Source organism: Rhodopirellula bahusiensis (genome assembly GCF_002727185.1).
Classification (GTDB): Bacteria; Planctomycetota; Planctomycetia; order Pirellulales; family Pirellulaceae; genus Rhodopirellula; species Rhodopirellula bahusiensis.
The window spans coordinates 46,428-73,354 of sequence record NZ_NIZW01000031.1 but is presented as its reverse complement, the minus strand read 5'-3'; the positions used below and the strand labels follow the sequence as shown (position 1 = coordinate 73,354).

Here is a 26,927-nt window from a genome sequence, read left to right as displayed (position 1 = left end):
ATCTGGCGAGGTTATCGAGAACTCACCCTACTACTTGACGGAATGCGTCTGGCGGAGCAAACCAGATCGAAAAGTTGTGGGTAAAGACAAGGGCATCGCCCCTGGAGCAGAAAAACACGGCCCCATTTTGGCCAACGGCCAAATTCAATTCAAAACGTGTGGGTTGATGTTGGCCGTTGGCCAACAAAACCGAATGCAAAAGCGCAACTTCAAAACGCGTCAGCGAGGGAACGCACTTGACTCAATCCTCGCTGACGCATCGGATTTCCATGAGAGGCAACATCCACACGCCGGGAAAGGTTGTGTGCAAGATCCCATGCCCGGTACTCACCCTCGCGTACGCCTGAACGGCGTCGCTCACCCTCTCCCCCAACTTCGGTCCGGGAGAGCTACGCCATGTGGAAATCTGCTGAAAAGTGGTATCGGAAAACTGCACCGCCTGGCTCGACCTCCCCGTCGGGTTTTCGACGATAAATGATTTATATTTAACGACTTACGACTCGTACCGCTTCGGGACTCCGGGTCAAACTGCCTCCAGGAGGCGGCCTCCGGGGACCAAGCACCCTGCACTGAACCACTCGCAGAACCCCCCTGAACTGGGGTCGTGCATGAATGCAGCACCGTCGCCGCCCAAACTAAATAACCACCCAAGTGGGCTGCCACTACATCAATAAACCCTTCTACAGGAGTATTCAAGCTAGTTTTCTCCTCAACCACGGTTGCAACAACCGTTAGAACGAGCATAATTAATGCGACTGATTCGCAATATCAGCATCGACGACGCAGCAAGCGACGAGCTTTTTGCTCTCTAGCCAGCCACGCTCGATCCGTCCCGCACCCGGGACGTTTCCCGTTCTGTGACTTCCTGGCTGGAGAAAACCATGCCTGTTTCTGTGCGCCCCTGCGCCCGCATTTCCGCTTTCGCAAATCTTTCTGCTGCATCGTCCGAGTCGCCGCTACCGACTTCGGCCCCATCGACCACGCTTCGTCGCTATCGCCGAGCATTCACACTGGTCGAACTGTTGGTGGTGATCGCCATCATCGGCGTCTTGGTCGGGTTGTTGTTGCCGGCTGTGCAATCCGCCCGCGCCGCGGCTCGCCGGATGAGCTGCAGTAACAACATGAAGCAGATCGGATTGGCTCTTCACAACTACCACGGCACCTTCCAAAAGTTTCCCGAAGGTTCGCGGCTGAGTAACTTCTTAGGCCCTTTGACCGCTGCTCTGCCGTTTTTGGAAGAAGCCAACACCTACCAACAATTTGATTTCAGCCGTTCGTACTCCGATCCCATCAACCAAGAAGTCGCCGCACAAACGATCGCGACGTATCTGTGCCCATCGATGGTTTTGCCTCGAACGGTTCCGGATGCTGACCTGAACGAAACCGGTGGACCTTCCAGCTATCTCGCTTGTGAAGGGACCGCGTCTTACATGACGCAAGCCGACGGCATGTTTGGTTTGAACTGGGCCGCCTATGGATACAACAATCCGGCCACCGGCTTTCGTGATTTGATCGATGGCAGCAGCAACACCATCGCCTATGGCGAAACGACGTATGACATGGCCGACTACTTGTGGACCAGTCCCGCCAGTGTTGCGGGAACTGTGAAGTGGGGAACCGCTCGTTGGGTACTCGGCTACCCGAAGGTTTCACTCGGTACCAGCCAGAAAGAGCTCAACGTCCACAACGCTGCCAACAACGGCGGGTTCCAAAGCATGCACGAAGGCGGTGTGTACTTCTTGTTTGGTGACGGCAGCGTGCGGTTCACGTCCGAGTTTCTCGATCGCGAATTGTTGAACGCTTTGGCCACTCGCAACGGCAAAGAAGTGGTTGAGGAAGCCCCGTGAGTCGTCCCTCTCAATGGAATGGCCCGCGTTTGCTTGCGGTCTCCCTGATGGCAATGTTGCCGTTGGGCTGCTCTGACTCACCTGATGCGGAACATGTTGCTGTTTCAGGGCAAGTCACTCTTCGCGGGAAACCGTTGCCCAGTGCGATGATTCGGTTTGTACCAATGAAAAGCGAACCAGAGCTTCACGACAGCGTTACCATAATTTCAGAGGGACGGTTTGCTTTTGATTCGACCAACGGTCCCTCACCGGGTGAACATCACGTGATCGTCACTCCCTTGGAACCTGAAATGAATGAAGCGGTGGCGGCCATGCAAAACGGCGATCGAGATCCACTGAAGTCTCGATCGATTCCGGCCCGCTATCAAAGCACCGGTCAGCTCAAAGCAACCATCGACGCGGCCAACATCCATCCGCTGACGTTTGAATTGACCACACGTTGAGTACGTGAGTACTGACTTCTGAATTTGACAAATCAACTCCTTCACCAAATCCAATCACCATGAAAATTTCAAAGAAGCGACAACTGCTTGCCGTGGCTCTGTTTCTCGGCGGAACCTCCACCGCTTCGGCTCACTTCCCGTGGCTGGGATCCGATTCCAAAGGCCACGCGGTCATGTGGTTCGGCGAATCGACGGACGATCGGACTTATCCGATGCCCGAAGCGGTTCAGAAAATCGAACTGCACAGCACCAACGCGAAGACTGCTGGCACTGCCATCGAGATGAAACCGGTTGAATCCGATGACTTGGTTGGCATCCAAAGTCCACAACCGATTCCCAACGGCGACGAGATCGCTGGTTCGGTCACCTACGGTCTGTACCACGGCATGAAGCTGACCTATCACGTCGAACACCTGCCGCAAACTGAACCCAAAGCTTGGCCCAGCGATCCACGAACCGGCGCTGCTTTGCAAACGGTGATCACCTCTGCCAAGAACGGCGACATCGAAGTTCAATTGCTTCGTGACGGAAAGCCTTTGCCCGAAACCGACGTGAAGCTGTTCTGCGAAGATGGCCACGAAGCCGGAACGGAGACAACCAACAGCAACGGCCGCGTGTCGTTTTCGTCGGACATCATCGAGCCCGGACTCAACTCGGTCATGGCTGGCATCACCGACAAAAACGCCAAAGGGGAACTCGGCGGCGAAGCGTACTCCAGCACCGCTGACTACCTGACCGCATCGTTCCGAATCTCATCGGACGCAGCTCAGCCCAAAAAGCAAAGCGAGTCGCCCACGGTGATCTCGGACAGCAACGTGTCGATCGAGCCGTCGGGCCTGGCGGATCTGCCGGAGGAACTGACCAGTTTCGGTGCCGCGTTTGTGAACGGAACGATCTACGCCTACGGCGGACACACCGGCAGCGCCCACTCGTATTCGACCGAAGAACAATCCAATCGCCTGTGGGCTCTGGACACCACCGACGCCGACGCCAAATGGGAAACGGTTGCCACCGGACCTCGTCTGCAAGGGTTGGCTTTGGTCGCTCACGGAGACCGTTTGGTTCGGATTGGTGGCTTCACTGCAGTCAACGACATCGGCGAAGAGCACGACTTGCAATCGCAACCGGCCGTCGCCAGTTTCGATCCCAAAACAAAATCCTGGACCGACCTTCCCGCCCTGCCCGAAGGCCGATCCTCTCTGGACGCAGCGGTTCTCGGAGACACCGTTTATGTCTTCGGCGGTTGGAGCCTGAATGGCGAAAGCGAAGACAGCACCTGGCACCAAACCGCCTGGTCACTGGATCTGAGCAATCCCGATTCAAAGTGGCAACCCATCGCGACGCCACCGTTTCAACGACGAGCCATCAGCGTCGCTGCTCATGACGGCAAACTGTTCGTGGTTGGTGGCATGCGGTCCGAAGGCGGCCCAACGACTCGAGTCGATGTTTACGATCCATCGTCCAAAACTTGGTCGCTCGGCCCCGCCCTGCCCGGGTCCGGAATGGCCGGTTTTGGTTCCTCCGCTTTCGCCGCTGGCGACCGTCTGTACGTCACCACTCTGGATGGTTTTGTTCACCGATTGGCCGGCGATGGGGAGGCCTGGGAAACGGTCGCACAAGTCGAACCGGCCCGGTTCTTTCACCGCATGCTGCCGACCGCCGACGACCGTTTGGTGATGCTGGGTGGAGCCAACATGCAGGAAGGCAAGTTCTCCTCGATCGATGCCATTCGGATCGGCGATTCGAAGTGACCTGAGCGGCTAAGTTCGGCTCATTCACGCTAGCCTTGCAGCCCTCCACCAAGAGAGATCGTGCAGTTTTCAAGTGCCGTGTCTGTAGCGTCTTGAGAACCCCGCCCGCGCAGCGGTCGTGCAGTTTTGAAGTGCCGTGCTCGCAAGGTTGAAGTCACCCTCCTGAACGGAGTTGGGGAGGGTCGGAATGCGAGCGTTCAGCGAGAATTCCGGGGAGGGGAGTGAGCGCCGCTTCCCATGCTCGGCCCTCACCCTCGCGTACGCCTGAACGGCGTCGCTCGACCTCTCCCCAAACTTCGTTTCGGGAGAGGTACGCCAATGCAGAAAACTGCATTACCTCGAGAGCCCGAGAGGGCGTTTTTGGTGCATCAACGTCGCCGTTCAGTTCCACCCGAACGAACGACTTCTTCAGCGAGCCTCCATCCATTGGTCAGAGGCAAGGGGCCATTGAGCGGAGCCAACCAGCAACTACTCCGACGTCGATTCGGCGACCCATCGAGCGTAGCCCGGGGAGGCTTTCTCGACCGTCAAGACGACGATCTGAGGTTCGTCGTAGGGATGGTTCTGGGCCAGCCAATCGATCACTTCGTCGGTCCGCTCGGTCGTGGTTTTGATGACCACTCGGAACTCTTTTTCTGAACAGGTCTGCCCCTCCCAAACGTAGTGGCTGATGATCGGCGAATCGATCTGCACGCATGCTGCCAAACGCTCCTGCAACAACCCTTTGGCGATCGCCTCCGCCTGTTCCGCTGATTGGACCGTCGACCACAAAACGGTCAGACGAGGCTCTTGGGACGTCCCTGAAACTGGCTTTTCTGGGTCGTTTTCAAATTCTTTTTTGGTGCTCATGAACCCTCGTTTTCACCCCTCAAACACCTGTGGATAACTCGTCATTTCACTGTCTGAAGTCTGTCTGAAAATGTCTGACTTTTGACAGCCATTGGCAAGCCACTGTCTGGGTGTGTTCGAAGTCGGTCAAACTTCAGACAGATTCCAGACATTCAAACGACAGGTTATCCACAGCGGTTAACAACGCTTTTTTATCGTGATTCACGTGTTCGATTGAGTTTCAAACATCGCTTTCAGACACTCGTCGTCCACGCATTACGACGACGACGGTAAATAAATTAGTACTTATTGATAGCAAAGATCCTTGGAAGAACCGCTCGAGGTCAGATCCGGTTTCGAGCCGAGTTCGCATCGGGCTCTTCCGCGGAGCCTTCAGGGGATGCCAACTCGAAGTGATCGCGTTACAACTTGGACCGCCCTGAGCAACGTGTTTGCCGCGAAGCATGTGGGGCTCGGCCGGCGGTTGTCGGCGTTCCTGCCCTGTCTCTTTTTTCAATCGCTCCGATGAAGATCACCTGCCAACGAGACATCCTCGCCAACGCTTTCGTCCTCGCTGCATCGATTGCTCCGAGCCGATCGCCGAAGGAGATTTTGCAGAACGTCAAAGTGACCGCCGCGGGCGACAAGATCACGCTGATGGCGACCGACCAAGAGGTCGGAATTCGGTTGGATGTGACCGAGGGAATCGAGGTCGAAACCGAAGGCACAGCTCTGCTGCCAGTCGCTCGAACCGGGCCGATTTTGAGAGAGAGCAACGACGAAACGATCACGATCGAAACCGACGAAGCGGGTATCAAAATCTCGGGCAGCCGGAGCAAGTTTCGCTTGCCCGGGAACAACCCCGATGAATTCCCCAGCGTCCACGAATTCGACGAGTCGAAGTACCACCAAATCAGCACTCGCACTTTTCGCGAAATGCTCCGCCGGACCGTTTTCGCGACTGACTCTGAAAGCAGCCGTTATGCCCTCGGCGGGGTGCTGCTGGAGATGGAAGAAAGCTCCGTCATTGCGGTGGGAACCGACGGTCGGCGATTGGCTCGAATGGAAGGCACCGGTGAATCGGTCGGCGGTCACGCGACCAGCGGCATGACTACCATCGTGCCAACGCGAGCGATCGGTTTGATCGAACGAGCTCTCAGCGAAAAGGACGATTTCGTCGAGGTCGCCTCCCGCGGAAATGACCTGTTGATCCGGACACCACGGGCGGTCATCAGCAGCCGGTTGGTCGAAGGTCGCTACCCGAACTGGCGTCAGGTTTTGCCCCAACGCGAAAACGCGATTCAGATCGATGTGGTCGTCGGGCCCCTGTTCGCTGCCCTTCGCCAAGCCGCCATCGTGACGGACTTGGACAGCCGCGGAGTCGACTTCACTTTCGCCGACGGCACGTTGAAGTTGGAAGCCAAGACCGCGGACCTGGGTGAATCACAAATCGAGTTGCCAATCGCCTACGACGGCGAGTCGATCACGCTGACGATGGACCATCGCTACCTGGCCGATTTCTGCAAAGTGATGGACAACGAATCGACCGTCGTGATGGAAATCGAATCGGCGAAGTCACCCGCTCTGCTGCAGACCGACGACGGGTACGCTTACGTCATCATGCCCATGGCTCGTGATCGGTGATCGCCATGGGGCAGCCGCCCAAACCATCCGGCGGTGGATCCAGTCGCGGTGAATCAGGTCGCGGGGCGAATTCTTCAAAGCGCCTTCCGCCCAAACTGGTCGAAGAGAAATCTGGCGGCCCGCGGAAGATCGGCAGTCTGATCTCTCAGTTGATGAGCCGACGCGGATACGCTTCCGTCGGTGCCGAGTCAGCTTTGACGGGGACCATCAAATCGGCCGTCGATGCATCGATCGCTTCTTCGTTTCGAGTCGGCAAACTGCAACGCGGCGTGCTGATGATCTACGCGGTCGACAGCGTCGTGATGCAGGAGCTGACGTTCCAAAAACGTCGCATCTTGAAAAAGCTGGCCAAGGAACACCCGCAAGCCAAGATTCAGGACCTGCGTTTCAAGGTCCAGGCGGAGTAGTCCGAGGTTTGGGTTGTCTCACCAAACACAACCCGCAGTGTCAGCAAGGCAGCGTTCAACGGCGGCAAGGAGCAGCGACCTGTCTTGATCGGCAGGAACCTCGACCGGCTGACATCCTTGCGTTTTCGAAATCCGATTGGGTACGTTGATAGCACCGCCCTGCTCGTCCGCCATCTTCTTTGGATTCCCCCATGCTTTCCGCTCGCGTCATTCCCTGCCTCGATGTCCATGGCGGACGCGTCGTCAAAGGCACCAACTTTGTGAACCTGCGAGATGCCGGTGACCCGGTCGAAGTGGCTCGGCGTTACGAAGCCGAAGGCGCCGACGAACTGGTGTTCTTGGACATCACGGCCAGCCACGAAGAACGAGCGATCTTGCTGGACGTCGTTCGCCGCACCGCTGAACAGGTCTTCATGCCGCTGACCGTTGGCGGCGGAGTGCGAACGGTCGAGGACGTGCGAGCTTTGTTGTCGGCCGGTTGCGACAAGGTGTCCATCAATTCGGCAGCCGTGACCAACCCCGATTTCATCCGCCAAGCCGCCGATCGATTCGGGCGTCAGTGCATCGTGGTGAACATCGATCCCAAACGAGTTCAGAAAGACGGCGAAGAGTTTTGGGAGGTGCACATCAATGGGGGTCGCAAACCGACCGGGCTGCAGGCGGTCGAATGGGCCAAACGAGTCGAGGAGCTGGGGGCCGGCGAGATCGTGCTGACCAGCATGGACGCCGACGGTACGTGCGACGGATACGACATCCCGATCACACGCGCGGTCAGCGAAGCGGTCAGGATCCCAGTCGTTGCCAGCGGCGGTGCCGGGAACCCGGATCACCTCGTCGAGGCCATTCGAGACGGCAAGGCCGACGCGGTTCTGGCGGCCAGCATTTTCCACTTTGGAACCCACCCAATCGGGCAGACCAAGCAACATATGGCCGAGGCTGGGATTCCGGTTCGGATGCCTGCGGAACCTTTTGCCACATGACCGGAACGTCGACGGTGCCTTGACCGTCTTGGCAGTGGGAAGGAACATGGCGGTTTGAGTTGCCGGAAGCTGCTTTGGGGCTTTCAACCGTTTTCTTGAACCGAGTCGTTTACCGTGTCTGATGTGGTCCCCGTCCGTAACGCATTGATCAGTGTCAGCGACAAGATGGGGCTGGCAGATTTTGCCGCCGGATTGTCCGCCGCTGGAGTCACGATCTACAGCACCGGTGGGACTCGAGCCCATTTGGAACAATCCGGTATCGAGGTCGAAGATGTTGCCGAGTACACCGGTTTCCCGGAAATGCTCGATGGTCGCGTCAAAACGCTTCACCCGCGAATCTTCGCTGGCATCTTGGCTCGCCGCGACGTCGACGAGCACATGGACACGATTGCCGATCATGACATTGAGCCATTCGATTTGGTCGTCGTGAACTTGTACCCTTTCGCGGCAACGGTCAGCCGCCCTGGTGCCACCCGCGGCGAATGCATCGAACAGATCGACATCGGTGGACCCAGCTTGGTCCGAGCTGCTGCAAAAAACTACGGTAATGTCGCGATCGCGACCAGCCCCGAGCAGTACAGCGAAATACTTGACCAGTTGGAAACTCAAGGCGGAACAACCGACGAGCTTCGCACCCAGCTCGCCGCTGAAGCCTTTGATCACACCGCCGGTTACGACCGAGCCATCGCCGATTACATGCAAGGCGATTCCGTCGGAGGCGAATTCCCCGCCACCATGCACGTGTCGCTGCGACGCAAAACCCAACTGCGATACGGTGAGAACCCTCACCAACGCGCTGCGTTGTATTCCGATTCGATGGATCGAACCGCGAACTTGGTTTCCGCTCGTCAAATCAGCGGCAAGGAGTTGTCTTACAACAACCTGCTGGATCTTGATGCCGCTCTCGACATCGCTCGCGGTTTTGCCGAACCAGCGGTCTCGGTCATCAAGCACAACAACCCTTGTGGTGCGGCGACCGGCGACACTCTGTCCGATGCGGTCGACAAAGCCATGGCGGGTGATCCGTTGTCTGCCTTTGGTTCCGTCATCGGAATGAACCGAACGCTCGACGAAGCAACCGCGGAATACTTGTGCCAGCCCGGCCTGTTCATCGAAGCTATCGTGGCACCGGACTTCGAAGCCGGCGCGGTTGGACTGCTGACGACCAAACCACGTTGGAAAGACAACGTTCGGTTGATGCAAGTCGGTCGCCTGGACGAACCCGCTCGCAAAGTCGCACGCCGATTCATCAGCGGCGGCATGTTGGTGCAAGACGCCGACCGCATGGTCAGCTCGCCATTGCAGTGGAACACCGTCACGGAAACGCCCGTCGACGATGACCTGTGGGACGACATCTCCTTTGGTTGGGAAATGGTTCGTCACGTGAAGAGCAATGCGATCGTGTTGGCCAAAGACACGTCGTTGATCGGTGTTGGTGCCGGCCAAATGAGCCGCGTCGACAGCGTCGAGATCTCGATCAAGAAAGCCGCGGAGCGTTCCGAAGGATCGATTCTCGCGTCCGATGCGTTCTTCCCCTTCCCCGATTCGATCGAAGCGGCTGCGAAAGCGGGCGTGCTGGCAATCATTCAACCCGGTGGCTCACGTCGTGATGACGAAGTGATCGCTGCTTGTGATGAACACGAGATCGCGATGGTCTTCACTGGTCGTCGTCACTTCAAACACTGATTGACCGGTAGTATTGCGATGACGATTCTCGACGACATCCTGGTAAAAACTCGCCAAGTCATCGCGCGTGATCAAGCTTCCGTGCCCGCCGCGGAACTCGTCGCGGCGGCGAAGGATCTTCCCGCGTGTCGCGACTTTCACGGTTCGCTCGCGGCAACCGATCAAGTTCGCTTGATCGCCGAAGTCAAACGAGCCAGTCCCTCCGCCGGACTGATTCGCGAAGACTTTGACCCACCGACAATCGCCAAGTCGTACGAAGACGGAGGAGCCGCTTGCATCAGCGTGCTGACCGACGAACCATTCTTTCAAGGGTCATTGGACTTTCTTCGCGCCGTTCGCTCGGCAGTCGATTTGCCGATCCTTCGGAAGGACTTCATCGTCGATCCCTATCAACTGCTGCAGGCCCGCGTCGCCGGTGCCGACGCCGTATTGTTAATCGCCGAATGTCTCTCGCCTCAGCAATTGATCGAGATGGATGAGCAAGCCTCCGAGTTGGGACTGCAAACGCTGATCGAACTTTACGAACCCGAGAACCTGGTTCCGGTTCTGGCAACCAAGACCCGTTTGGTTGGAATCAACAACCGAGACCTGCGAACTTTCGAAACCGATCTGCAACATTGCATCCGCTTGGCCGCCGACATTCCGTCGGATCGATTGGTGGTTGGTGAGAGCGGCATCCGAACTTCGGATGACGTCGCAATGCTGAAAGCTGGCGGCGTCAAAGCCATCTTGGTTGGCGAATCACTGATGCGTCAGCCCAACATCACGATCGCGACCAAAGCGTTGCTCGCCAGCTGAGGAGGTCGTGGATCAAGGCGGGTGGGTCTCGGGGCTCTCTCGGCGCTATTCACGCGCATTCGCCCCGGAGGATGTCGATTTTATTACTGACGCATCTGGCCGTAGCGGAAGTCGCCAAGACTTTCGGCGAATAACGGTGCAGGCCGAAACTCTTGGCGAGTTCCGCTACCTCACTCATTGAATCGACGCCCCGGAGGGGGCCGTCGTGGATGTGTGGTCTGAAGGCACCATCCTTTGCTGCTTCGTCTGGCAGCAGTGGCTATGATGGACCGCAGCCCACCGGTTCCTTCGCCTGGCAGGAACCGTCCCCCCTCCTTTGCAAGGCGAGTTCATGTCATCCAGAAGCGCTTTCCCGATTCCTCGCTGCCAATCCATTGTGCTCGGCCTCGCGGGGTTTCTCGCACTGCTCGGTCGCCCCAGCTTTGCTGCAGAGTCGACCGAAACATCCGAGAAACCCAACGTCATCGTGATCTTCACCGACGATCAGGGCTACAACGATTTGGGTTGCTTTGGTTCGCCCAACATCAAGACGCCGAACATCGATCGCTTGGCCAGTGAAGGACGTCGCTACACCAGTTTCTACTCAGCGTGCTCGGTGTGTTCGCCTTCGCGAGCGGCGTTGCTGACGGGTTGCTATCCCAAACGAGTCGGATTGCACAAGCATGTCCTGTTCCCTCAAAGCAACTACGGGCTGCATCCGGAAGAGGTCACCATCGCAGACCATTTGAAGACCGCGGGCTACGCCACCGCTTGCGTCGGCAAATGGCATCTGGGTCACCACAAGGAGACGTTGCCGACGTCGAACGGTTTTGATTCTTACTACGGGATTCCTTATTCCAACGATATGAATCACCCCGACAACAAACGAATTGGCAAATTGCCGTCCGATGAACGGTGGAAGGACCAATCCTCCGCGGTCACTTTTTGGAATACACCGCTGGTGCAAGACGAAGAGATCATCGAAGTGCCCGTCGATCAAAGAACCATCACGCGTCGGTACACGGATCGAGCCATTGAGTTTGTCGAAGCAAATCAAGACAAACCGTTTTTCTTGTATTTGCCTCACTCAATGCCACACATTCCTTTGTATGTGCCCGAGGATGTTTACGATCCCGATCCACAGAATGCATACAAGTGCGTGATCGAACACATCGACACCGAAGTCGGTCGTCTGATTCAGACCGTTCGTGACCTTGGTCTGTCGGAAAAGACGCTGATTGTTTACACCAGCGACAACGGACCGTGGTTGCAATTCAAAAACCATGGCGGCAGTGCGGGTCCCCTGCGAGCGGGCAAAGGAACCACGTTTGAAGGAGGCCAGCGGGTGCCTTGCATCATGTGGGCACCGGGACGCATTCCTGCCGGGACATCGAGCAATGCCTTCGCAACCAACATGGACCTGCTTCCGACCATCGCTTCGGTGACCGGCGTGCCGCTGGAGAACGATCGAAAGATCGACGGGGTGGATCTGACTTCCACCTTCACGTCTGATGAATCATCGCGAGAAGAATTCGTTTTCTATTCGGCTCATGGTGCACTGGAAGGGATTCGCATGGGTGATTGGAAGTATCTTCGAAAGGTTCCTCGTCGCGGAAAGAATGCGAAGGGACCGGCTCCAGAACCGCAGGTCTTTCTCTTCCATCTGTCGGAAGACATTGGTGAGCAAAACAACCTTGTCAAACAGGATCCTGAACGAGCGGAGAAAATGCGTGCTCGAATGGAAGAGCTGAACGAAGAAATCACATCCAATGCCCGTCCCGTTTGGCGAACGAAGGCAAACTCATGAATCGATTTTTGCTCGCGGTTTCCATCGCTGTCATTGCGTTGACCTTTTTGCCAAACGCAATGTTCGCGAATGAACAACCCAATTTAGTATTCGTGATTGCGGACGATTGCACCTTTCGCGACCTTGGCTGCTATGGCGGTCAAGCTGACACGCCACGGATCGATGCACTGGCAGAAGAAGGCATGCGGTTCACGCGTTGTTTTCAATCCGTTGCGATGTGCTCGCCGACCCGGCACAGCATTTACTGTGGCCAGTATCCCGTAAAATCAGGTGCCTATCCGAATCACACTTTCGTTCCGGATGGAACTGAAAGCGTGGTTCAGTTCCTGCAACCGCTGGGTTACCAGGTTGCACAGAGTGGAAAACGGCACATCGCTCCGCCATCCGTGTTTAGTTGGGAGCAGTTGCCGGGCAAATCCAACCCTGACTTTGAGGCGGTGGAAGAGTTTGTAAAAGGATGCTCCGAAACCGAACAACCGTTCTGTTTGTTCTTGTGTTCGAACGAACCGCATACCCCTTGGAACAAGGGCGATGCCACTCAGTACGATCCCGAAACTCTGGAGTTGCCACCCTACATTCTGGACACGCCCGAAACTCGCGATGGGATGTCACGTTACTTGGCCGAGATCACCTACTTCGATTCTCAAGTCGGACAAGCCATTGACTTGTTGGACCAATACAACGTGGCCGAGAACACGATGCTGATCGTGGTCAGCGAACAAGGCAACTCGATGCCATTCGCGAAATGGACGTGCTACGACAGTGGCCTGCAATCCGGGTGCATCGTTCGTTGGCCGGGACATGTCACAGCAGGATCGACCAACAACGCGATGATCGAATACATCGATTTCCTGCCGACCTGGATCGAAGTGGCCGGCGGAGATCTATCGTCCGAATCCGCAGCTAAGTTGGATGGCAAGAGTTTGCTGCCAGTGTTCGCTGGCAGGCCGACCCACAAAGACTTTGTGTTCGGCGAAATGACGACGAGGGGAATCAACAACGGTTCTGAATACTATGGCATCCGAAGCGTGCGATCGGATCGCTACAAGTACATCTGGAACTTCACGCCCGAAGTGACGTTCGAGAATGCCTGCACGAACTCCAAGGAATTTGTCAGTTGGCGACGCGAAGCCAAGGCGGGCGATGAGAAAGCGATCGAACTGGTCAAACGATACACGCAGCGTCCTGAGATCGAGTTCTACGATCTAGCGAAGGACCCCTTGGAGATGAACAATCTCGCTGACGATCCGGCTCATCAAGCAACCATGCAATCATTGCGAAATGAACTGGACCAGTGGATGCAACACTGCGGTGACAAAGGACAAGCCACCGAGATGGACGCCCTCAACCACATGAAACGAGGCCAACCCAAACGAGCGAAGAAGAAAGCAAAGACTGGCTAAGCTTTGAATGCGGCTTTTTCACTGGGAGTTCGCTGCGGCGGCTTCCAGGTCGTCGTAGTAGCGGCGAGAGATTCGGTGGAAGGCGAGGCCTTGCCATTCGGCCGCTTGGCGTGCGGGGATCAATCCGGCGATCGATGGTTCTTCATAAAGCGAATGCAAGGTGCTTTCGATCAGTGGGTCGGGAGCCGAATCTCGGCAGACCAAAAACGCGGTGGTTCCGACCGTGTGAACTCCGGCCGGAGGAATGCTTGATCCGGAATAGGCATCCGCGGTGATCGTCATCGCATGAAGCGTTGGATGTTGCAGTGCGATCGAAACTCCATCGGGCAACGGCAGCAGATGCCAGTGATGCTCGGTCAACATTCGGGTCACCAGATCGCTGCCGACGCCGATGCAGATGATCGCTGCTTCCGTGGAAACCTCTGGATTCGTCTCTTGCAGAGTGTCCCATGGCATTTCGACGCGAGGCGACACGGATTCAGACAAGGCGAGCGATTCGAGCACCATCTCAGCCGCTCGACGTGAACCGCTTCCATGGGGACCCACCGCGATGCGTTGTCCGGACAGGTCTTCTACCGAATCGATCTCACTGTCGTCACGAATCAGCACGTGAACCGCTTCGTAGAACAGAGGCGCCACCACTCGAAGTGTTTCACCGTTGACCGCGGTGGCTTGGATCGGAGCCAACTCAAACTTGCCCGCCAGCAAGCGTTCACGATTGTCCCACGTGCCGTTGGTTGGAACGACTTCGCATGGAACCGACGTTCGCGACTGCAACGTTTTCGACAACTGTTCGGAGACGCGATTGTAGAGACCGCCGGGCAAACCACCCGCGATCCGGATTCGCGTGGGCATCGCGTTGTTGGCTCGTTGTTGCCACACCAATCCGCCCAACAACAACAGTGGAAGCACGAGCGTTGCTGACAGAATTCCGTTTTGAAAACGGCGTTGTCCAATCGGAGTGCCGGACGTTTGACGCCCCGTGACTGCCGCGACCACGGGAACTTGCCCGAACCAATCAATGACTTTGCGAGCTCGACTTCGCGAACGAGCGTGGATGGTTTGACCGCACAAAAACCGATTCAGGTCGTCGGCCAAGTTCTTGGCGGTCTTGTAGCGATCTTTGGGTTGCTTCTCCAAGCACTTCGCGACGATGACTTCCAGATCAGAGTCCGCTTCTGGGTTCACTGATCGCAGTGCTGGCGGCGGCTGATGAGCGACTTTCAACAAGGTTTGCATCACCGTGTCGCCGACGATCGGCGGTCGCGATGTGATAGTTGCAAACAGGATCGCACCGAGCGAGTAAATGTCGCTGTGATGCGTCACTCGATCGCTGTGTCCGAGTGCTTGTTCCGGTGCCATGTAGTGCGGCGTTCCAACCGCGGCGCCGCTGCCGGTCACGCTGCTGTCAGCGTCGGTGTGTTTGGCCAGACCGAAGTCAGTCACGTGAACTTGACCCGATGGATCGATCAGGACGTTGCCTGGCTTGAGGTCGCGGTGCAGGACACCGCGGCTGTGAGCGTGATGGATGGCTTGAGCCACGTCGCGAACGATCTCGGCCGCGCGGCGGGAAGGCAACGGGCCTTTTGCGAGCACCTTTTGCAGGTCTTCGCCTTCGACGTATTGCATCGAGAAAAAGTGGTGACCGGCTCGTCGCCCAAATTGGTGAACCGCGACGATGTTGGGGTGTTTGAGTTTTGCGGCCGCCTTGGCTTCGGTGTAGAAGCGTTTGACTTCGTCTTGGCCAGCCAGCATGCCGCTGCGGATCATCTTCACTGCCACCAAGCGATCCAAATCACGCTGCTTGGCAAGATAGACGACCCCCATCCCACCGACGCCCAACACCTTCAGCAGCTGATAGTCACCCAGATCATACGGCAACGATGGTCCCGAATCGCCTTGCGAGCGATTGGCCATCGGCAGCGTCAAATTGGGATCCACGTTGGAATGCTCACCCAGCGCGTCGGCCGACAACGCGGAGCCGATCCCAATGGTGTCCGCCATGTCCGTTTGCACATCGATTTGGCTGGCCGTCGATGCCAAACGCGGATCTTCATCGTTGTCGCTGCGATTGGGCGGCAGCGTGATCGGTCCCGTCCAAGGTTGCGACGACTCATCCGAAGCCGATCCGGCCATTGAAAACGTGCCGATCAAATCGGCGGCGTCCATCAATTCCCGAAGTTGGTCAGCATGTTCGGGATGCTGATTTAGAAAGTCATCTCGTGAAGTCAGTTCTCCTGTGTCGCAAGCGGACAGGTACAAAGCGAAGATCTCATCCAAGTCGTCTTCGTTGGATTGGGCCATCAGGTCTTCCACCAAGGACTGCTGCCGGTGTCCAGAATCGTCCGAAGCTTTTTCAAGCCACGTTTGAGCAAGCCGGCGACCGCGGTCTCACTCTTCCCCATCCGGTCGACGATCTCTTTCAGCGACAAGCCTTCCATGTAACGCAGTCGAATGGCCTCGGCCTGAGTTTCGGGCAACTCATGCAGCGCCTGCATCATGGCGCTCACAACCTCTTGTCGAACTGCAACGCCGCTCGGGCTGGTCTTCGCACCGGGCATTTGTGCGATCCAATTGTCCGGCTGACTGCCATCGCCGCCGGCTCCTCCGGCGTGCACTTCTTTTTTGGTTGAACGCTTCTGCGTCATCACATGGTGAGCGACGGCGGAGGCAACATTGTTTTTCAGCATGCCCCGCAGCCAGCCTGCAAACTCACCTGCCGATTCGCCTCGAAAGGCATGCAGGTCGCGTTTGGCTTCCAAAAACGTGACTTGTACCAAGTCAGCTGGATCGATGCGTCGACGAAGTTGATCGCTGAGGTAACGATGCGCCAACATCAGCAAGTACCCTCGATAGCGCAGCATCAATCGACCCAACGCTTCGTTGTCGCCTCCTTTGGAAGCGATCACCAAAGCGGTCGTGGTGTCCGAAGACGTCGATTGGGATGGCGATGGGTTCAACAGAAATCTCTCAGCAAAAACGGTGTCTGTCAGTTTAGTCCAGTTTCACCGCCTGGTTGATCGCCCGCCTGCTTGGGATAGGTGAAAGATCGTAGTCCTACGGTCAATCATGTCGTTTTCGGATCGTGACTGGGTTCGATTTTCAGCTTTGTCTCGAAATTCAGCAAACTTCTTAACTTCTTCTCAAACCTTGGTTTGCGACCGAAAGCTTCACGGGTGATCGATTGGTGAGAAAGCCCCCACGCCCTCGAACGGCTTGCTTGGATCGCCTGAGGTGGTTTGCTAAAGTGCCCAGACGGAACTCGACCAAAAGTTCCGAACTTCCCCGCCTTCACACCACTACGGAACGAGCCACCATGCTTCGTCGACTTCGTATCCTGCCCTCATTCGAATCTGCTCGGCCGATCTTGGCAAAGGTAAAACGAATTGCAGCCACTTCTTTGATGCTCGGCACAACTTTGCTGGGGACGAACTTGATGGCGGGCGACGCCGATTGGGCTCAGTGGCGTGGCCCCGCTCGAGACGGCAAGGCAGCCGAACAGAGTTTGCTTCAAAGCTGGCCCGAAGGCGGCCCCAAGCTGAAATGGACCTTCTCCACCGCCGGACGTGGGTACAGCAGCACGGCAATCGTCGATGGCAAACTGTTCTCGATGGGATCGGACGAGCAAACCTGCTATGCGATTTGCGTTGACGCCAAATCAGGACAATCGATTTGGCAAGTTCCAATTTCACGAGCCGGCACCGACGACGACTACAACACCGGTTGGGGCGGCGGACCACGCGGCACTCCAACCATCGATGGAAATCAAGTCTTCGTGCTTTCCGACGTAGGAGTGCTTTCGGCTCTGCGGCTTCAAGACGGCAAAAAGCTTTGGTCAGTGGACTTGGTCGCGGAGTATGGTGGCCGCATTCCAAAATGGGGATACAGCGAGTCGGTGTTGATCGACGGCGACCGAGTCGTTGTGCAACCTGGCGGCAGCAACTACATGATCGCTTTGAATCGACGCACCGGTAAGTTGCTTTGGCAATCCAAGGGAGTCGATGCACCGGCCCACTACGTTTCAGTCATGAAAGGGTCACTCGGCGGAACGAACTACTACGTCACCGCGAGCAACATTGGTGTGGTTGCGTTCGATTGCGAGTCAGGTGACAAGTTGTTTGAGAACTCGCTTTCGGGGAACGATGTAGCGACCATCCCAACGCCGTTGATTCTCGGTGATCTGATCTATCACACCAGCGACTATGGTTCCGGCAACGTGTTGCTGAAGTTGACTTCTGCGAGCTCCGGAATCAACGCCGAGCAGGTCTACCACTTGGATGGAAAGACGATGAGAAACCATCATGGCGGCGTCGTGGCCGTGGACGGAACCATCTACGGCATGTCAAAGGTCGACGGTGGCGTTTGGATGGCTCAGGACATCGAATCCGGCGACACGTTGTGGCGTGAGAAAGTGGGCCGGAACAAAAGCGGTTCAATCTGTTTTGCTGACGGCCGGTTGTATTGCTACAACGACGGTGATGGCACCGTGGTTCTGGTAGAACCCAATGCGGAACGTTGGTCACCGCTGGGGATGCTCACCATCCCACGCGAAACGGATCTGCCTCGCGATCGTGGTGCCATTTGGGCTCACCCTGTGGTGGCCGATCAGACGTTGTTCATCCGCGATCAAAACTTGATCTTTGCGTTTGATATCGCTCGCTGATTCCGAGCCAATGTTCCTCCTCCGAACTAATCGTTTGTTCGGAGGAGGTTGCATTGTTTGCAAACTTCAGTGGTTCACTTGGCGACGAATTTGTAGATTCGTCCACCGGCCATCATGGTGCTCACCAGGACTTCGCCCGAATCTGTTTGACCAAACGTGAAGACTGGCAATCCAGTTGCTGACACAGGTCGGTTCTCGGTGACAGTCGATGTGTCGGCATCGTATTTCAACGCCCAAACCTTTCCGCTGACATAGTCGCCATAAAGGTAGTAACCATCGAGCATCGGTGTTTGAGTTCCGCGATAGACGGCTCCGCCGGTGACCGATTTTCCCCAGTCATCCGTGTGGGGATATTCGACCAAAGGATCGATCAAATCGGGACGAGCGTCCGAACCGTTTCCGTTTAGCGTGAACTTGTGGTTGGCTTCCCGCAGGCTCCAACCGTAGTTCCCACCACGACGGATCAGATTGATTTCTTCCCATTCGTTTTGGCCAACGTCAGCCGCCCACAGGAAATCAGTCTTGGGATCAAACGCCATACGCCAGATATTGCGAATGCCGGTCGCGTAGATCTCTGGTTGAGCATCCGACTTGCCGACGTAGGGATTGTCTTCGGGAATGCCGTAAGCTTTGTCACCATCGCGTTTGTCGACATCGATCCGCATGATCGAACCAAGCAACTGACTCGGGTCTTGTGCTGATTGCAGCGGATCGTTGGCTTTGCCGCCGTCGCCCAATGCGATGTACAGGTAACCATCGGGTCCAAATGCGACGGTACCACCGTTGTGATTCCAAAATGGTTGTTCGATCCGCATCAGTTCACGAGCGGTCGATGGATCGCCCTTTTGATTGTTGCTGCCTTCGACGGTACCGAACTCGACCAAGACTGAAACGTGTGGCTTGTCCGAGGTGGTGTAGTAGGCATAGAAGAGGCCGTTGTCTTTGAACTTGGGATGGAACGCCAATCCCAAAAAGCCTTCTTCGTTTTCGTTGTCCTTGTAGGTGACCAGTTCGCTGAAGTCGCCGAACAGATCCGGCTCGGAGATCTCGCTGTCGTTTTCGTCAAAGGCGTACACTTCGCCGGTTTGGCTGGCGACGAACACGCGTCCGCTTCCATCGCCCGCACCGGTGATGATCACGGGACGACTGATGCGAAGGTTGGGGTAGGCTTCGACAACTTCGATCGGCATCGGCGAGACGTCGAGCGACGAAGGAGGCGCGGCCAAGTTGATCGTGGACGAAGGTAGCTTCGGTGAGGTGGCAACAGCGTCAGGTGATTCCGCGATCGCGGGCGGCGTGGCCAAGCAAGCCGTCGCGGCTCCACTGAGCAACAGCTGATGAATCCAAGTCTTCTTCATAGCAAGAACCTTCGGGGGACAAATATGGTTAGGTGGGGATAGCAAAAAAAACGCTCGTCAAATGACGAGCGTCCTTGATCAATTGATTGTGTCAGACCGCCGTGGCGACCTACAGAATCTCAAGCAACTCGACTTCGAAGACCAACACTTCGTTGGGTCCGATCTTGGGTGGCGAACCGTTTTCGCCGTAGGCCAATTCTGGTGGAATGTAGAGCATCCACTTTGATCCAACCTTCATCTTCTGAAGAGCCATTTGCCATCCTTGAATCACTCGACCGACTGGGAACTTGGCCGGTTGGCCACGCTCGACCGAGCTGTCGAAAACGTCGCCGTTGGTCAACTTACCGGTGTAGTGAACCGCGACGGTGTCTTCAGCGGATGGGGATGCCCCTTCGCCTTCTGTGACCACTTTATATTGCAGTCCACCTTCGAGCTCTTTGATGCCTTTTGCCTTGGCGTTTTGTTTGAGCCACAAGGCGCTTTTCTCTTTGTTCATCACGCCTTGCTTTTTCAGCTCGGCCATCCGTTCTGCCTGACGCTTTTGCATCATGGCCTGAATCTTGCCTTGAATTTCTTGCAGTTGTTCGTCGGACAATGCGGGGTCCTTTTCCGACAACGCGTCTTGCAAGCCTTGGTTCATGCCTTCGACGGTGAAGTCAGAAGGTTGAAAACCTTGTTGCACAAAAGAATTTCCAACGGTGAATCCGAGGAAGTAGCCGAGTTGATCGTCGACCTGGGCCGCTGAATCATCTTGAGCGTTGCCGGGGGAGGTCATGACGAACGTGGCCAAACAGAGGGTGGGAATGAGGCGGGAGAGAGGGGGCATCGGTAATGTCCTAAGAGGGAGGCAAGCAGACGCGTTGTTGGCAGACAATCGCCGACAACCTTCGAGACTTCGTGCTGCCTGCATTCAAGATACCAGTCGTGGCAGAATACTTCACGCCCCGGCGAATTGGGTGTGATCGTTCGTGCAGAATTGCCGTTTTTCAAGCAATTTCGACCGGAATAAAACGCGAATCGTTCTTCCGACACTGCCGCTGGCGACGCAGTCCATTCGGAGCCTGAAAGTCGCTCGAATTAATTTCTACGAACCACCCGACAGCGAAACAGCCAATGCGATCAGAACGATGATCGCAATCACGATGACGCTGACTTTTCCCAAGCCCACGGTTTCGCGAGAAGTGCCGCCCAAACGGTAGTGAATCTGTTCTTCCAACAACCGACGCCCTTTTTCAGTCACGCTGTCAGCGCTGACGTCGGCGTGACGATTCTCAGCCTGGGAATGATCTGAGTCGCCATGGGTCGCCGGCGTGGAGGATGCTGAGAGGTCGTATTTCTCGCCGATTTCGATCATCACACCTTGAACCGATCGAGCGTTGAATGGGCGATCGTCGGGCGACTTTTCCAAGCATTCCGCGATCACTTGGTTCAGTTCCGGGGGCACATCTGAAACGATCGAAGCGATATCAGGTGCCTTTGTTCGCAAATGCTGCTCGAACAATTGTGCGAAGTTCTCGCCCGCGAATACTTTCCGATTGGCCAGCATTTCAAACAGAACGCAGCCCAGGGCATACAAATCTGCTTTCCCGCTGATGGTTTCATCACCGGTGATTTGCTCCGGTGCCATGTAGGCGTGAGTTCCGACGGTCAAACCTTGTGATGTCAGATCCGATGAGTGTTGATCGCGAGCGATGCCAAAATCGCCCAACTTCACGTGCGCATCGCGTGTGAGAAACAGGTTCCCAGGTTTCAGATCGCGATGGATGACGCCGTGGTTGTGAGCACATTGCAGAGCGGAGCAAACTTGCCGAGCAACGTCGACAACGACCGGCCAAGCCAACGCTCCGTTGGTTTCCAGCAGATCCTTGATCGTCCCGCCGTCGACACGTTCCATCACGTAGAACAATTGACCGTCTTCGGAACCGCCGCCGAAATAGCCAATGATGTTGGGATGCTGCAATCGCTCCAAAATCACCATTTCGCGGCGAAAGCGGGCCTGAATCAGGTCGTCTTGTGAGACGGCCGGGTGCAGCTTTTTGACGGCCAAGTCCTGACCGCGGATGGCTTCCGCGGCGGGGTGGACTTCGATGTCGTCACGAATTTTCCCGTCGTAAACCGTGCCGACCGTGCCCACACCAAGAACCGCGCCCAGTTCAAAATCATTCAGGCGAAGGTGGGGCATCGATTCAGCCGATCAGGAAAGCGTCATACGCCCGCGATTTCTTCGATTCGGATGCGGGTGTTTTTTTGGCGGTGTCCCGTGCGTTTCTTGCTGTGCTTACGACGACGGAACTTTTGAATGTAGATCTTCTTGTCTTGGGACATGCCCAACACCGATGCACTGATCGAAACACCGTCCAGAGTCGGAGCACCCAATTTTAGCCCGTCATCGGCACCAACGGCCAACACGGTTTCAAATTTCAGGTTTTCTCCTGCTGCGATGTCGCGGTAATCGACGTCGAGTTCCATTCCTGGCTCGACTCGGTATTGGCGTCCACCGTCGACAAAAATGGCATACATGGCGGGAAAAAATGTTCGGGGTGAAGTGGGAATTGACCTGGAGGTCGGATTTTCGAATCGCGAAGGATAGCGACCAACCATCGTTTTGACCAGGGCTGATTTTTCAAAGCGAGCGAATCCTGTTGATCGACGCTTGGAAATAGCTCGGTTGAGCGAAATATCGCCCGGTCTCACAATTGTTGGTGTTGAGGAACCGTTCGGAATTAAGTTCGGTTATAGCGGAGCGGCGCGAGCCGCCCGGTGTGTCACCAGAGGGCTCGCGCCCTTCCGCTACCTTTTAGATCCCGAAGTTGTTTCCGAATGGTTCCTAAACCGGAGCTCAGGGAAGCTCACGCAGCCAAATTTCACGGAATCGAATGGGGCTGCCTTCCGATTCCAAGCACAGGAAGCCTTCGTCGGGCGAGCAACTGCGACCGCCGGAAACCTCCACCCCGTTGACCCACAAACGGATCTCGCCGTTGATCCCGCGGACGTAGTACTGGTTCCACTCGCCGTGCGGATGAGTGGTTTCGGCCGATGGGAAACTGCGGTGCCCATCGGGCGAGAGCGGCGGAAACGGCTGCATCGACGATTTGCCGACCGCAAAGATGTCACCGTGGCTGGTGAACCACGTCGGTGGTTTTCCCGTCGATTCGGTGTACTTCCGGCCATAGTCGAGGTCCAACATTTGGACTTCGATTCCTGTGTTGGGCAACCTGTTCGGCGGAAGGTCTTTCAAAGCTGACATCGGCACCCACGCGAACACACCGGAGTTGCCAGCCGCTTTGAGATGCTTCCACTGAATGACCAATTCAAAGTTCTTGACTTCGAATTTAGTCCGAGTGACGCCGATGGGTTGGCCGCTGCCGAGAGCCTCGGTGCCTTCCCAGGTCAATGTTTGATCGTCGCCGTTGACTCGTACAAAGTCACTGCCATCCAATTGCCGCCATCCCGGCGCGCTGGTGTCAAAGATCTGAACCGAGACATTGTCCGATTTGACATTGGCTGCTTTTTCCACTGATTCATCCGCTCGAACGACCGAAGTGGATGGATCGCTTAGCAGGCAACAACCGGCAAAGGTCAGTGTCACCACAGCGGTTGGTGTGGGGATTCGCTGAAGAAACAGGAAAGCAGCGAAAAAATCTGAAATGAGCCGCATGATCGAACTCTGTGGATTTAGGTGGGTCAGATGGGGCGGGTACCGGGGCGATCAGTCACCTCGGATGAACATAAAGTAAGTGTGGAGCGCGTTAGTTTGCGTTCGAACTTCTGGCGGGTCGATGTCGGGGAATTACGGCACCGATGGAAGGCAGGCTGGGCCAAGTGAATTCGCGTTGACCCAAGGTAGGACAGGATTATAGTCCGGCTTTCACGCAGGAATGAATGGACTGACCTGCGTCGCTTCTTGGGTTTTATCACCCGCCCGCGACACCTTAACCGGTAAGTCGATCGGGTTTTGCTGATGCCCCGAATATTCATTCGGACGTGCTTTTGTCTCACGGTGGCCTAGGTTTGAGGAAGCTCCATCCCTAATGACCTAGCAGAGCCAGCGACTGAATCGATGAGTCGCGGCTTCGGAAACCAAAATGCTGAACTTCTTTCGTCAACAAACCAGTTCGTTTAAGAACGACCTTCTCTCTGGACTCACCGTTGCGTTGGCCCTCGTACCAGAAGCGATCGCCTTCGCCTTCGTCGCTGGCGTGTCACCTCTGATCGGTTTGTATTCGGCTTTCTTCCTGGGATTGATCACGGCCGTTGTCGGCGGCCGACCTGGGATGATCTCCGGTGCGACGGGAGCCATGGCAGTTGTGGTCGTGGCGTTGGTCGCCGATCACGGTGTCGAGTACTTGTTCCCGACCGTGATCCTGTGCGGCGTGTTGCAAATCGTCATCGGCTTGCTGCGACTGGGAAAGCTCATCCGCATGGTGCCTCACCCGGTGATGCTGGGATTTGTCAACGGATTGGCGATCGTCATTGGGATGGCTCAGTTAGGCAGTTTCAAAACACTTTCTGAATCAGGAACCTTGGTTTACCTGAATGGATTGCCTCTTTTCGCAATGCTGGCTTTGGTCGGTTTGACGATGGCGATCATCTGGTTGTTGCCAAAGGTCACGACGGCGATTCCTGCTTCGCTCGCTGCGATTCTGAGTATCACGTTGATCGCCGTTGCGGTGAATGAATCGCAACGGACTGACACCGGCGAAAACTTGTTGGCCACGGTCGGCGACATGCTGCGAACCAACACCATCGCCGCTGAAACCAAAGCCGCCAATGAAGCGATGGCAGCCGAAGAAGCTGAAGCTGCCTTGCACGCGGCACAATTCAACCCGGTCAACTCGGCCGATGGATCAACGACGTTGATCAGTGCCGTGGTTGCTCAAGACGGACCAACGATCAAAGATTCCTTCGCATCGGCAACCGACACGCCAGACATCGAAATGCCACCGGCTGATCCCGGTGCAGAAGAAACGGCCGAATCCGAATCAGGCATCAGCGGCGGATTGCCAATGCCTTTCTGGATGGAATTCGAAATGGTTCCGTTCAATTGGGCGACACTGAAAATCATCTTCCCTTTCGCGATTGTGCTTTGCGGCGTTGGACTGATTGAGTCCCTGATGACGTTGTCGCTGATCGACGAAATCACTGAAACTCGCGGACAAGGCAATCGCGAATGCATCGGGCAAGGCACCGCCAACTTGGTGTGTGGTTTGTTCGGGGGCATGGGCGGCTGTGCAATGATTGGTCAGTCGCTGATCAACGTGAACTCGGGCGGTCGTGGTCGACTCTCGGGAATCACAGCCGCAATCTGCTTGTTGTTGTTCGTGTTGTTCTTGGCACCTTGGATTGAACAAATTCCGATGGCGGCTTTGGTCGGCGTCATGTTCATGGTGGTGATCGGGACGTTCGAATGGGCGTCAATCAAGATGCTTCGCCGCATGCCACGCAGTGACATGTTTGTGATGATCTTGGTGGCGGGATACACCGTGTTGATGCACGACTTGGCATCGGCTGTGATCTTGGGTGTGATCGTGTCGGCCTTGGTCTTCGCTTGGCAACACGCCACGCACATTGGTGCCGACGTCAAAATCAACGAGTTCGGCAGCAAGATCTATCAGCTGCATGGCCCATTGTTCTTCGCTTCGGTTTCTTCGTTCAAAGACATGTTCAATGTCTCGGAAGATCCCGATGACGTGGTGATCGACTTCTACTACACCCGCGTCTATGACCAATCGGGTTTGGAAGCCATCAACGGACTGGCGGAAAAGTACCAAGCCGCGGGCAAACGTTTGCACCTGACTCACCTCAGCGAAGAGTGTCGCTCATTGTTGAATCAGGCTGGTGACTTGGTTGAAGTGAACGTTTCCGAAGACCCGCACTACCACGTGGCATCTGACCGCCTGGCGTGAAACGGCTGATGTGAAACTACTGCCGGCAAAGGCAGTAAATTTCGCATGACCGGTCCAGTTCGATTTGTCCTGGACCCGGTCCCCTTCCGATAGAAATCCTGCGGAGCCGAGCCACCTGCTGGTTCGCTTCTGTTCATGGATAGGCTCGCTCGCGAAAATCAATTCGCGAGTCTCAGTCGACATCAGAATTCGGTGAAGGGATTGGCGGAATGAAGGTGCACGCAGCGATTCGTTGCCAACTCTTGGCTCTCGTGGTGACCACGTTGGGACTGCTCAGTTCCACCGGTTGCCACGTGCTGACCCCTGCACACATTCCTGCTCGCCCGCAGTACATCGCGCCCGAGTTGCTCAACGACTCATCCAGTCAGGTCGAATTCGGCGAACCCCACAAGGTGCTCGACACCGCGGGATGGATTTGGGGCATCCCCGACAAAATTTTGTTGTGGGATCACCGGGTCGACAATCACCATGTCACCAGCCCGACCGTCGAGACAGTCGCTGAATACTTGGACGAAAACAATCTGCCTCACGTGAAGGTGCGAGTGAACCAGTATGCACCGCTGAAGGACTTTCACCGATTGCGGCAGAACAAAACTGTTGCTTGGCCATATCGCTATACCCTGGGACTTTTGTCCGTCGGTGGCGAAACGATTTTGCCAGGTCGCTTCTTCGGCGGAGACCACTTCAACCCATTCACGCAGACCGTCCATCTGTACAGCGATGTTCCCTCGATTGCCTTGCATGAACTGGCACATGCAAAAGACTTCACACGTCGCCGATACCAAGGGACCTACGCGTTGGCGTACACGTTCTTTCCTACTTGGCACGAAACAATCGCTTCGCGAGACGTGATGGCTCACCTCTATGATCGCCATGATCGTGCGGGAATCATCGAGGCCAATCGTATTCTGTACCCAGCCTACGGAACGTACGTTGCGGGAACTGCGAGCTGGTTCATTCCCGATGGTGGAGCGGCGTTGTATTACGGTTGTGTGATCGCCGGCCACGCCAATGGTCGCATGCTTTCACGAAACCTCGATCAGCACCTGGCTGATTACCACCAGACTTTCCGAAGCCAACCGGTTCAGCATCAATCCGTTCCGACCATCTCTCAGCCAGACATGTCGGTCCCCGTTCCCGAACCACAACCGATGTGGGACGAATCGCAATTGAACCCGCCCCGGGTCAGCCAAGCGGGCAGCAACGAATTGCCCACACACTGACGTAGCATCCTTGCAACTGATTTGGTCGTGCAGTCTTACTTCACCCTCCCTTTGGGAGGGTCGGCCCGCTTCGGGCCGGGGAGGGTTACGCGCTGGATTCAATGCTGAGCCCTCCCCTCGCTTCGCTCGACCCTCCCAAGGGGAGGATGATGATAAACGCGTGGCAATACAACAACTTCAAAACTGCACGACCTCCTTCGTCGA

At 56.1% G+C, this 26,927-nt stretch carries 21 protein-coding genes; 13 read left to right on the top strand and 8 right to left on the bottom strand.

Annotated features, from left to right (window positions below; all coding sequences use genetic code 11):
• Positions 1-857 precede the first annotated feature (857 nt).
• The 3 genes from CEE69_RS27465 to CEE69_RS27455 are packed head-to-tail and all read left to right on the top strand — an operon-like array spanning position 858 to position 4,041.
• A complete protein-coding gene (locus tag CEE69_RS27465; protein WP_099263761.1) occupies positions 858-1,847 on the top strand; it encodes a DUF1559 family PulG-like putative transporter in 990 nt (329 codons plus the stop codon).
• The gene (locus CEE69_RS27460) at positions 1,844-2,290 is read left to right on the top strand and encodes a hypothetical protein (RefSeq protein ID WP_233215701.1); all 447 of its coding nucleotides are present in this window, start codon (positions 1,844-1,846) and stop codon (positions 2,288-2,290) included. The genes CEE69_RS27465 and CEE69_RS27460 overlap by 4 nt, the downstream gene beginning before the upstream one ends.
• A 59-nt stretch (positions 2,291-2,349) precedes the next feature.
• Positions 2,350-4,041, top strand: a complete 1,692-nt coding sequence (locus tag CEE69_RS27455; protein WP_099263760.1) for a kelch repeat-containing protein — start codon at positions 2,350-2,352, stop codon at positions 4,039-4,041.
• 468 nt (positions 4,042-4,509) lie between these two features.
• Here CEE69_RS27455 and cutA read toward each other — a convergent pair whose 3' ends face one another.
• Positions 4,510-4,890, bottom strand: coding sequence for a divalent-cation tolerance protein CutA (cutA, locus tag CEE69_RS27445; protein WP_099263759.1), 381 nt, complete (start codon positions 4,888-4,890; stop codon positions 4,510-4,512).
• Positions 4,891-5,394: 504 nt separating this feature from the next.
• Between cutA and dnaN the strand changes: the two genes are divergently transcribed.
• The 7 genes from dnaN (at position 5,395) to CEE69_RS27410 (ending at position 13,573) form a co-directional block, all read left to right on the top strand.
• A complete protein-coding gene (dnaN, locus tag CEE69_RS27440) occupies positions 5,395-6,513 on the top strand; it encodes a DNA polymerase III subunit beta (protein ID WP_099263758.1) in 1,119 nt (372 codons plus the stop codon).
• Entirely contained in the window at positions 6,510-6,920 is a 411-nt protein-coding gene (locus CEE69_RS27435) for a DUF721 domain-containing protein (RefSeq protein WP_008666428.1), read from the top strand. The genes dnaN and CEE69_RS27435 overlap by 4 nt, the downstream gene beginning before the upstream one ends.
• A 191-nt stretch (positions 6,921-7,111) precedes the next feature.
• The gene (hisF, locus tag CEE69_RS27430) at positions 7,112-7,900 is read left to right on the top strand and encodes an imidazole glycerol phosphate synthase subunit HisF (RefSeq protein ID WP_099263757.1); all 789 of its coding nucleotides are present in this window, start codon (positions 7,112-7,114) and stop codon (positions 7,898-7,900) included.
• A 114-nt stretch (positions 7,901-8,014) separates the two neighbouring features.
• Positions 8,015-9,586: a bifunctional phosphoribosylaminoimidazolecarboxamide formyltransferase/IMP cyclohydrolase gene (purH, locus tag CEE69_RS27425; RefSeq protein WP_199169965.1), complete on the top strand. Its 1,572-nt coding sequence runs from the start codon at positions 8,015-8,017 to the stop codon at positions 9,584-9,586.
• Positions 9,587-9,604: 18 nt separating this feature from the next.
• A complete protein-coding gene (gene trpC, locus CEE69_RS27420; RefSeq protein ID WP_099263756.1) occupies positions 9,605-10,384 on the top strand; it encodes an indole-3-glycerol phosphate synthase TrpC in 780 nt (259 codons plus the stop codon).
• Positions 10,385-10,715: 331 nt separating this feature from the next.
• Positions 10,716-12,170 carry a sulfatase family protein gene (locus CEE69_RS27415; RefSeq protein WP_233215700.1) on the top strand — a complete coding sequence of 485 codons (1,455 nt, stop codon included), beginning with the start codon at positions 10,716-10,718 and terminating at the stop codon, positions 12,168-12,170.
• The gene (locus tag CEE69_RS27410) at positions 12,167-13,573 is read left to right on the top strand and encodes a sulfatase family protein (protein WP_099263770.1); all 1,407 of its coding nucleotides are present in this window, start codon (positions 12,167-12,169) and stop codon (positions 13,571-13,573) included. Before CEE69_RS27415 ends, CEE69_RS27410 begins: the two co-directional genes overlap by 4 nt.
• Before the next feature lie 18 nt (positions 13,574-13,591).
• Here the strand turns inward: CEE69_RS27410 and CEE69_RS27405 are convergent, their stop codons facing one another.
• Together CEE69_RS27405 and CEE69_RS27400 are read right to left on the bottom strand one after the other, a co-directional pair.
• Positions 13,592-15,892: a serine/threonine-protein kinase gene (locus tag CEE69_RS27405; RefSeq protein ID WP_099263755.1), complete on the bottom strand. Its 2,301-nt coding sequence runs from the start codon at positions 15,890-15,892 to the stop codon at positions 13,592-13,594.
• Complete coding sequence (locus CEE69_RS27400; RefSeq protein WP_099263754.1) at positions 15,877-16,533, bottom strand: sigma-70 family RNA polymerase sigma factor; 657 nt, start codon at positions 16,531-16,533, stop codon at positions 15,877-15,879. Before CEE69_RS27400 ends, CEE69_RS27405 begins: the two co-directional genes overlap by 16 nt.
• Positions 16,534-16,889: 356 nt before the next feature.
• On the opposite strand from CEE69_RS27400, the gene CEE69_RS27390 reads away from it, so the two are divergent.
• The gene (locus tag CEE69_RS27390) at positions 16,890-18,236 is read left to right on the top strand and encodes a PQQ-binding-like beta-propeller repeat protein (RefSeq protein WP_099263752.1); all 1,347 of its coding nucleotides are present in this window, start codon (positions 16,890-16,892) and stop codon (positions 18,234-18,236) included.
• 74 nt (positions 18,237-18,310) lie between these two features.
• Here CEE69_RS27390 and CEE69_RS27385 read toward each other — a convergent pair whose 3' ends face one another.
• From CEE69_RS27385 to CEE69_RS27365, 5 genes are all read right to left on the bottom strand, one after another.
• Positions 18,311-19,594: a PQQ-dependent sugar dehydrogenase gene (locus CEE69_RS27385; RefSeq protein WP_099263751.1), complete on the bottom strand. Its 1,284-nt coding sequence runs from the start codon at positions 19,592-19,594 to the stop codon at positions 18,311-18,313.
• Between the two features lie 109 nt (positions 19,595-19,703).
• Positions 19,704-20,369: an FKBP-type peptidyl-prolyl cis-trans isomerase gene (locus CEE69_RS27380; protein WP_099263750.1), complete on the bottom strand. Its 666-nt coding sequence runs from the start codon at positions 20,367-20,369 to the stop codon at positions 19,704-19,706.
• A gap of 309 nt (positions 20,370-20,678) precedes the next feature.
• Entirely contained in the window at positions 20,679-21,728 is a 1,050-nt protein-coding gene (locus CEE69_RS27375) for a serine/threonine protein kinase (protein ID WP_390180007.1), read from the bottom strand.
• 71 nt (positions 21,729-21,799) lie between these two features.
• Positions 21,800-22,114 carry a 50S ribosomal protein L21 gene (rplU, locus tag CEE69_RS27370; RefSeq protein ID WP_099263748.1) on the bottom strand — a complete coding sequence of 105 codons (315 nt, stop codon included), beginning with the start codon at positions 22,112-22,114 and terminating at the stop codon, positions 21,800-21,802.
• Between the two features lie 319 nt (positions 22,115-22,433).
• Positions 22,434-23,252: a 3-keto-disaccharide hydrolase gene (locus CEE69_RS27365; RefSeq protein WP_099263747.1), complete on the bottom strand. Its 819-nt coding sequence runs from the start codon at positions 23,250-23,252 to the stop codon at positions 22,434-22,436.
• A gap of 427 nt (positions 23,253-23,679) precedes the next feature.
• Here CEE69_RS27365 and CEE69_RS27360 point away from each other — a divergent pair, with 427 nt between their 5' ends.
• Both CEE69_RS27360 and CEE69_RS27355 read left to right on the top strand, forming a co-directional pair.
• The gene (locus CEE69_RS27360) at positions 23,680-25,500 is read left to right on the top strand and encodes a SulP family inorganic anion transporter (protein ID WP_099263746.1); all 1,821 of its coding nucleotides are present in this window, start codon (positions 23,680-23,682) and stop codon (positions 25,498-25,500) included.
• Positions 25,501-25,709: 209 nt separating this feature from the next.
• Positions 25,710-26,723: a hypothetical protein gene (locus tag CEE69_RS27355; protein WP_099263745.1), complete on the top strand. Its 1,014-nt coding sequence runs from the start codon at positions 25,710-25,712 to the stop codon at positions 26,721-26,723.
• Positions 26,724-26,927: the final 204 nt, after the last annotated feature.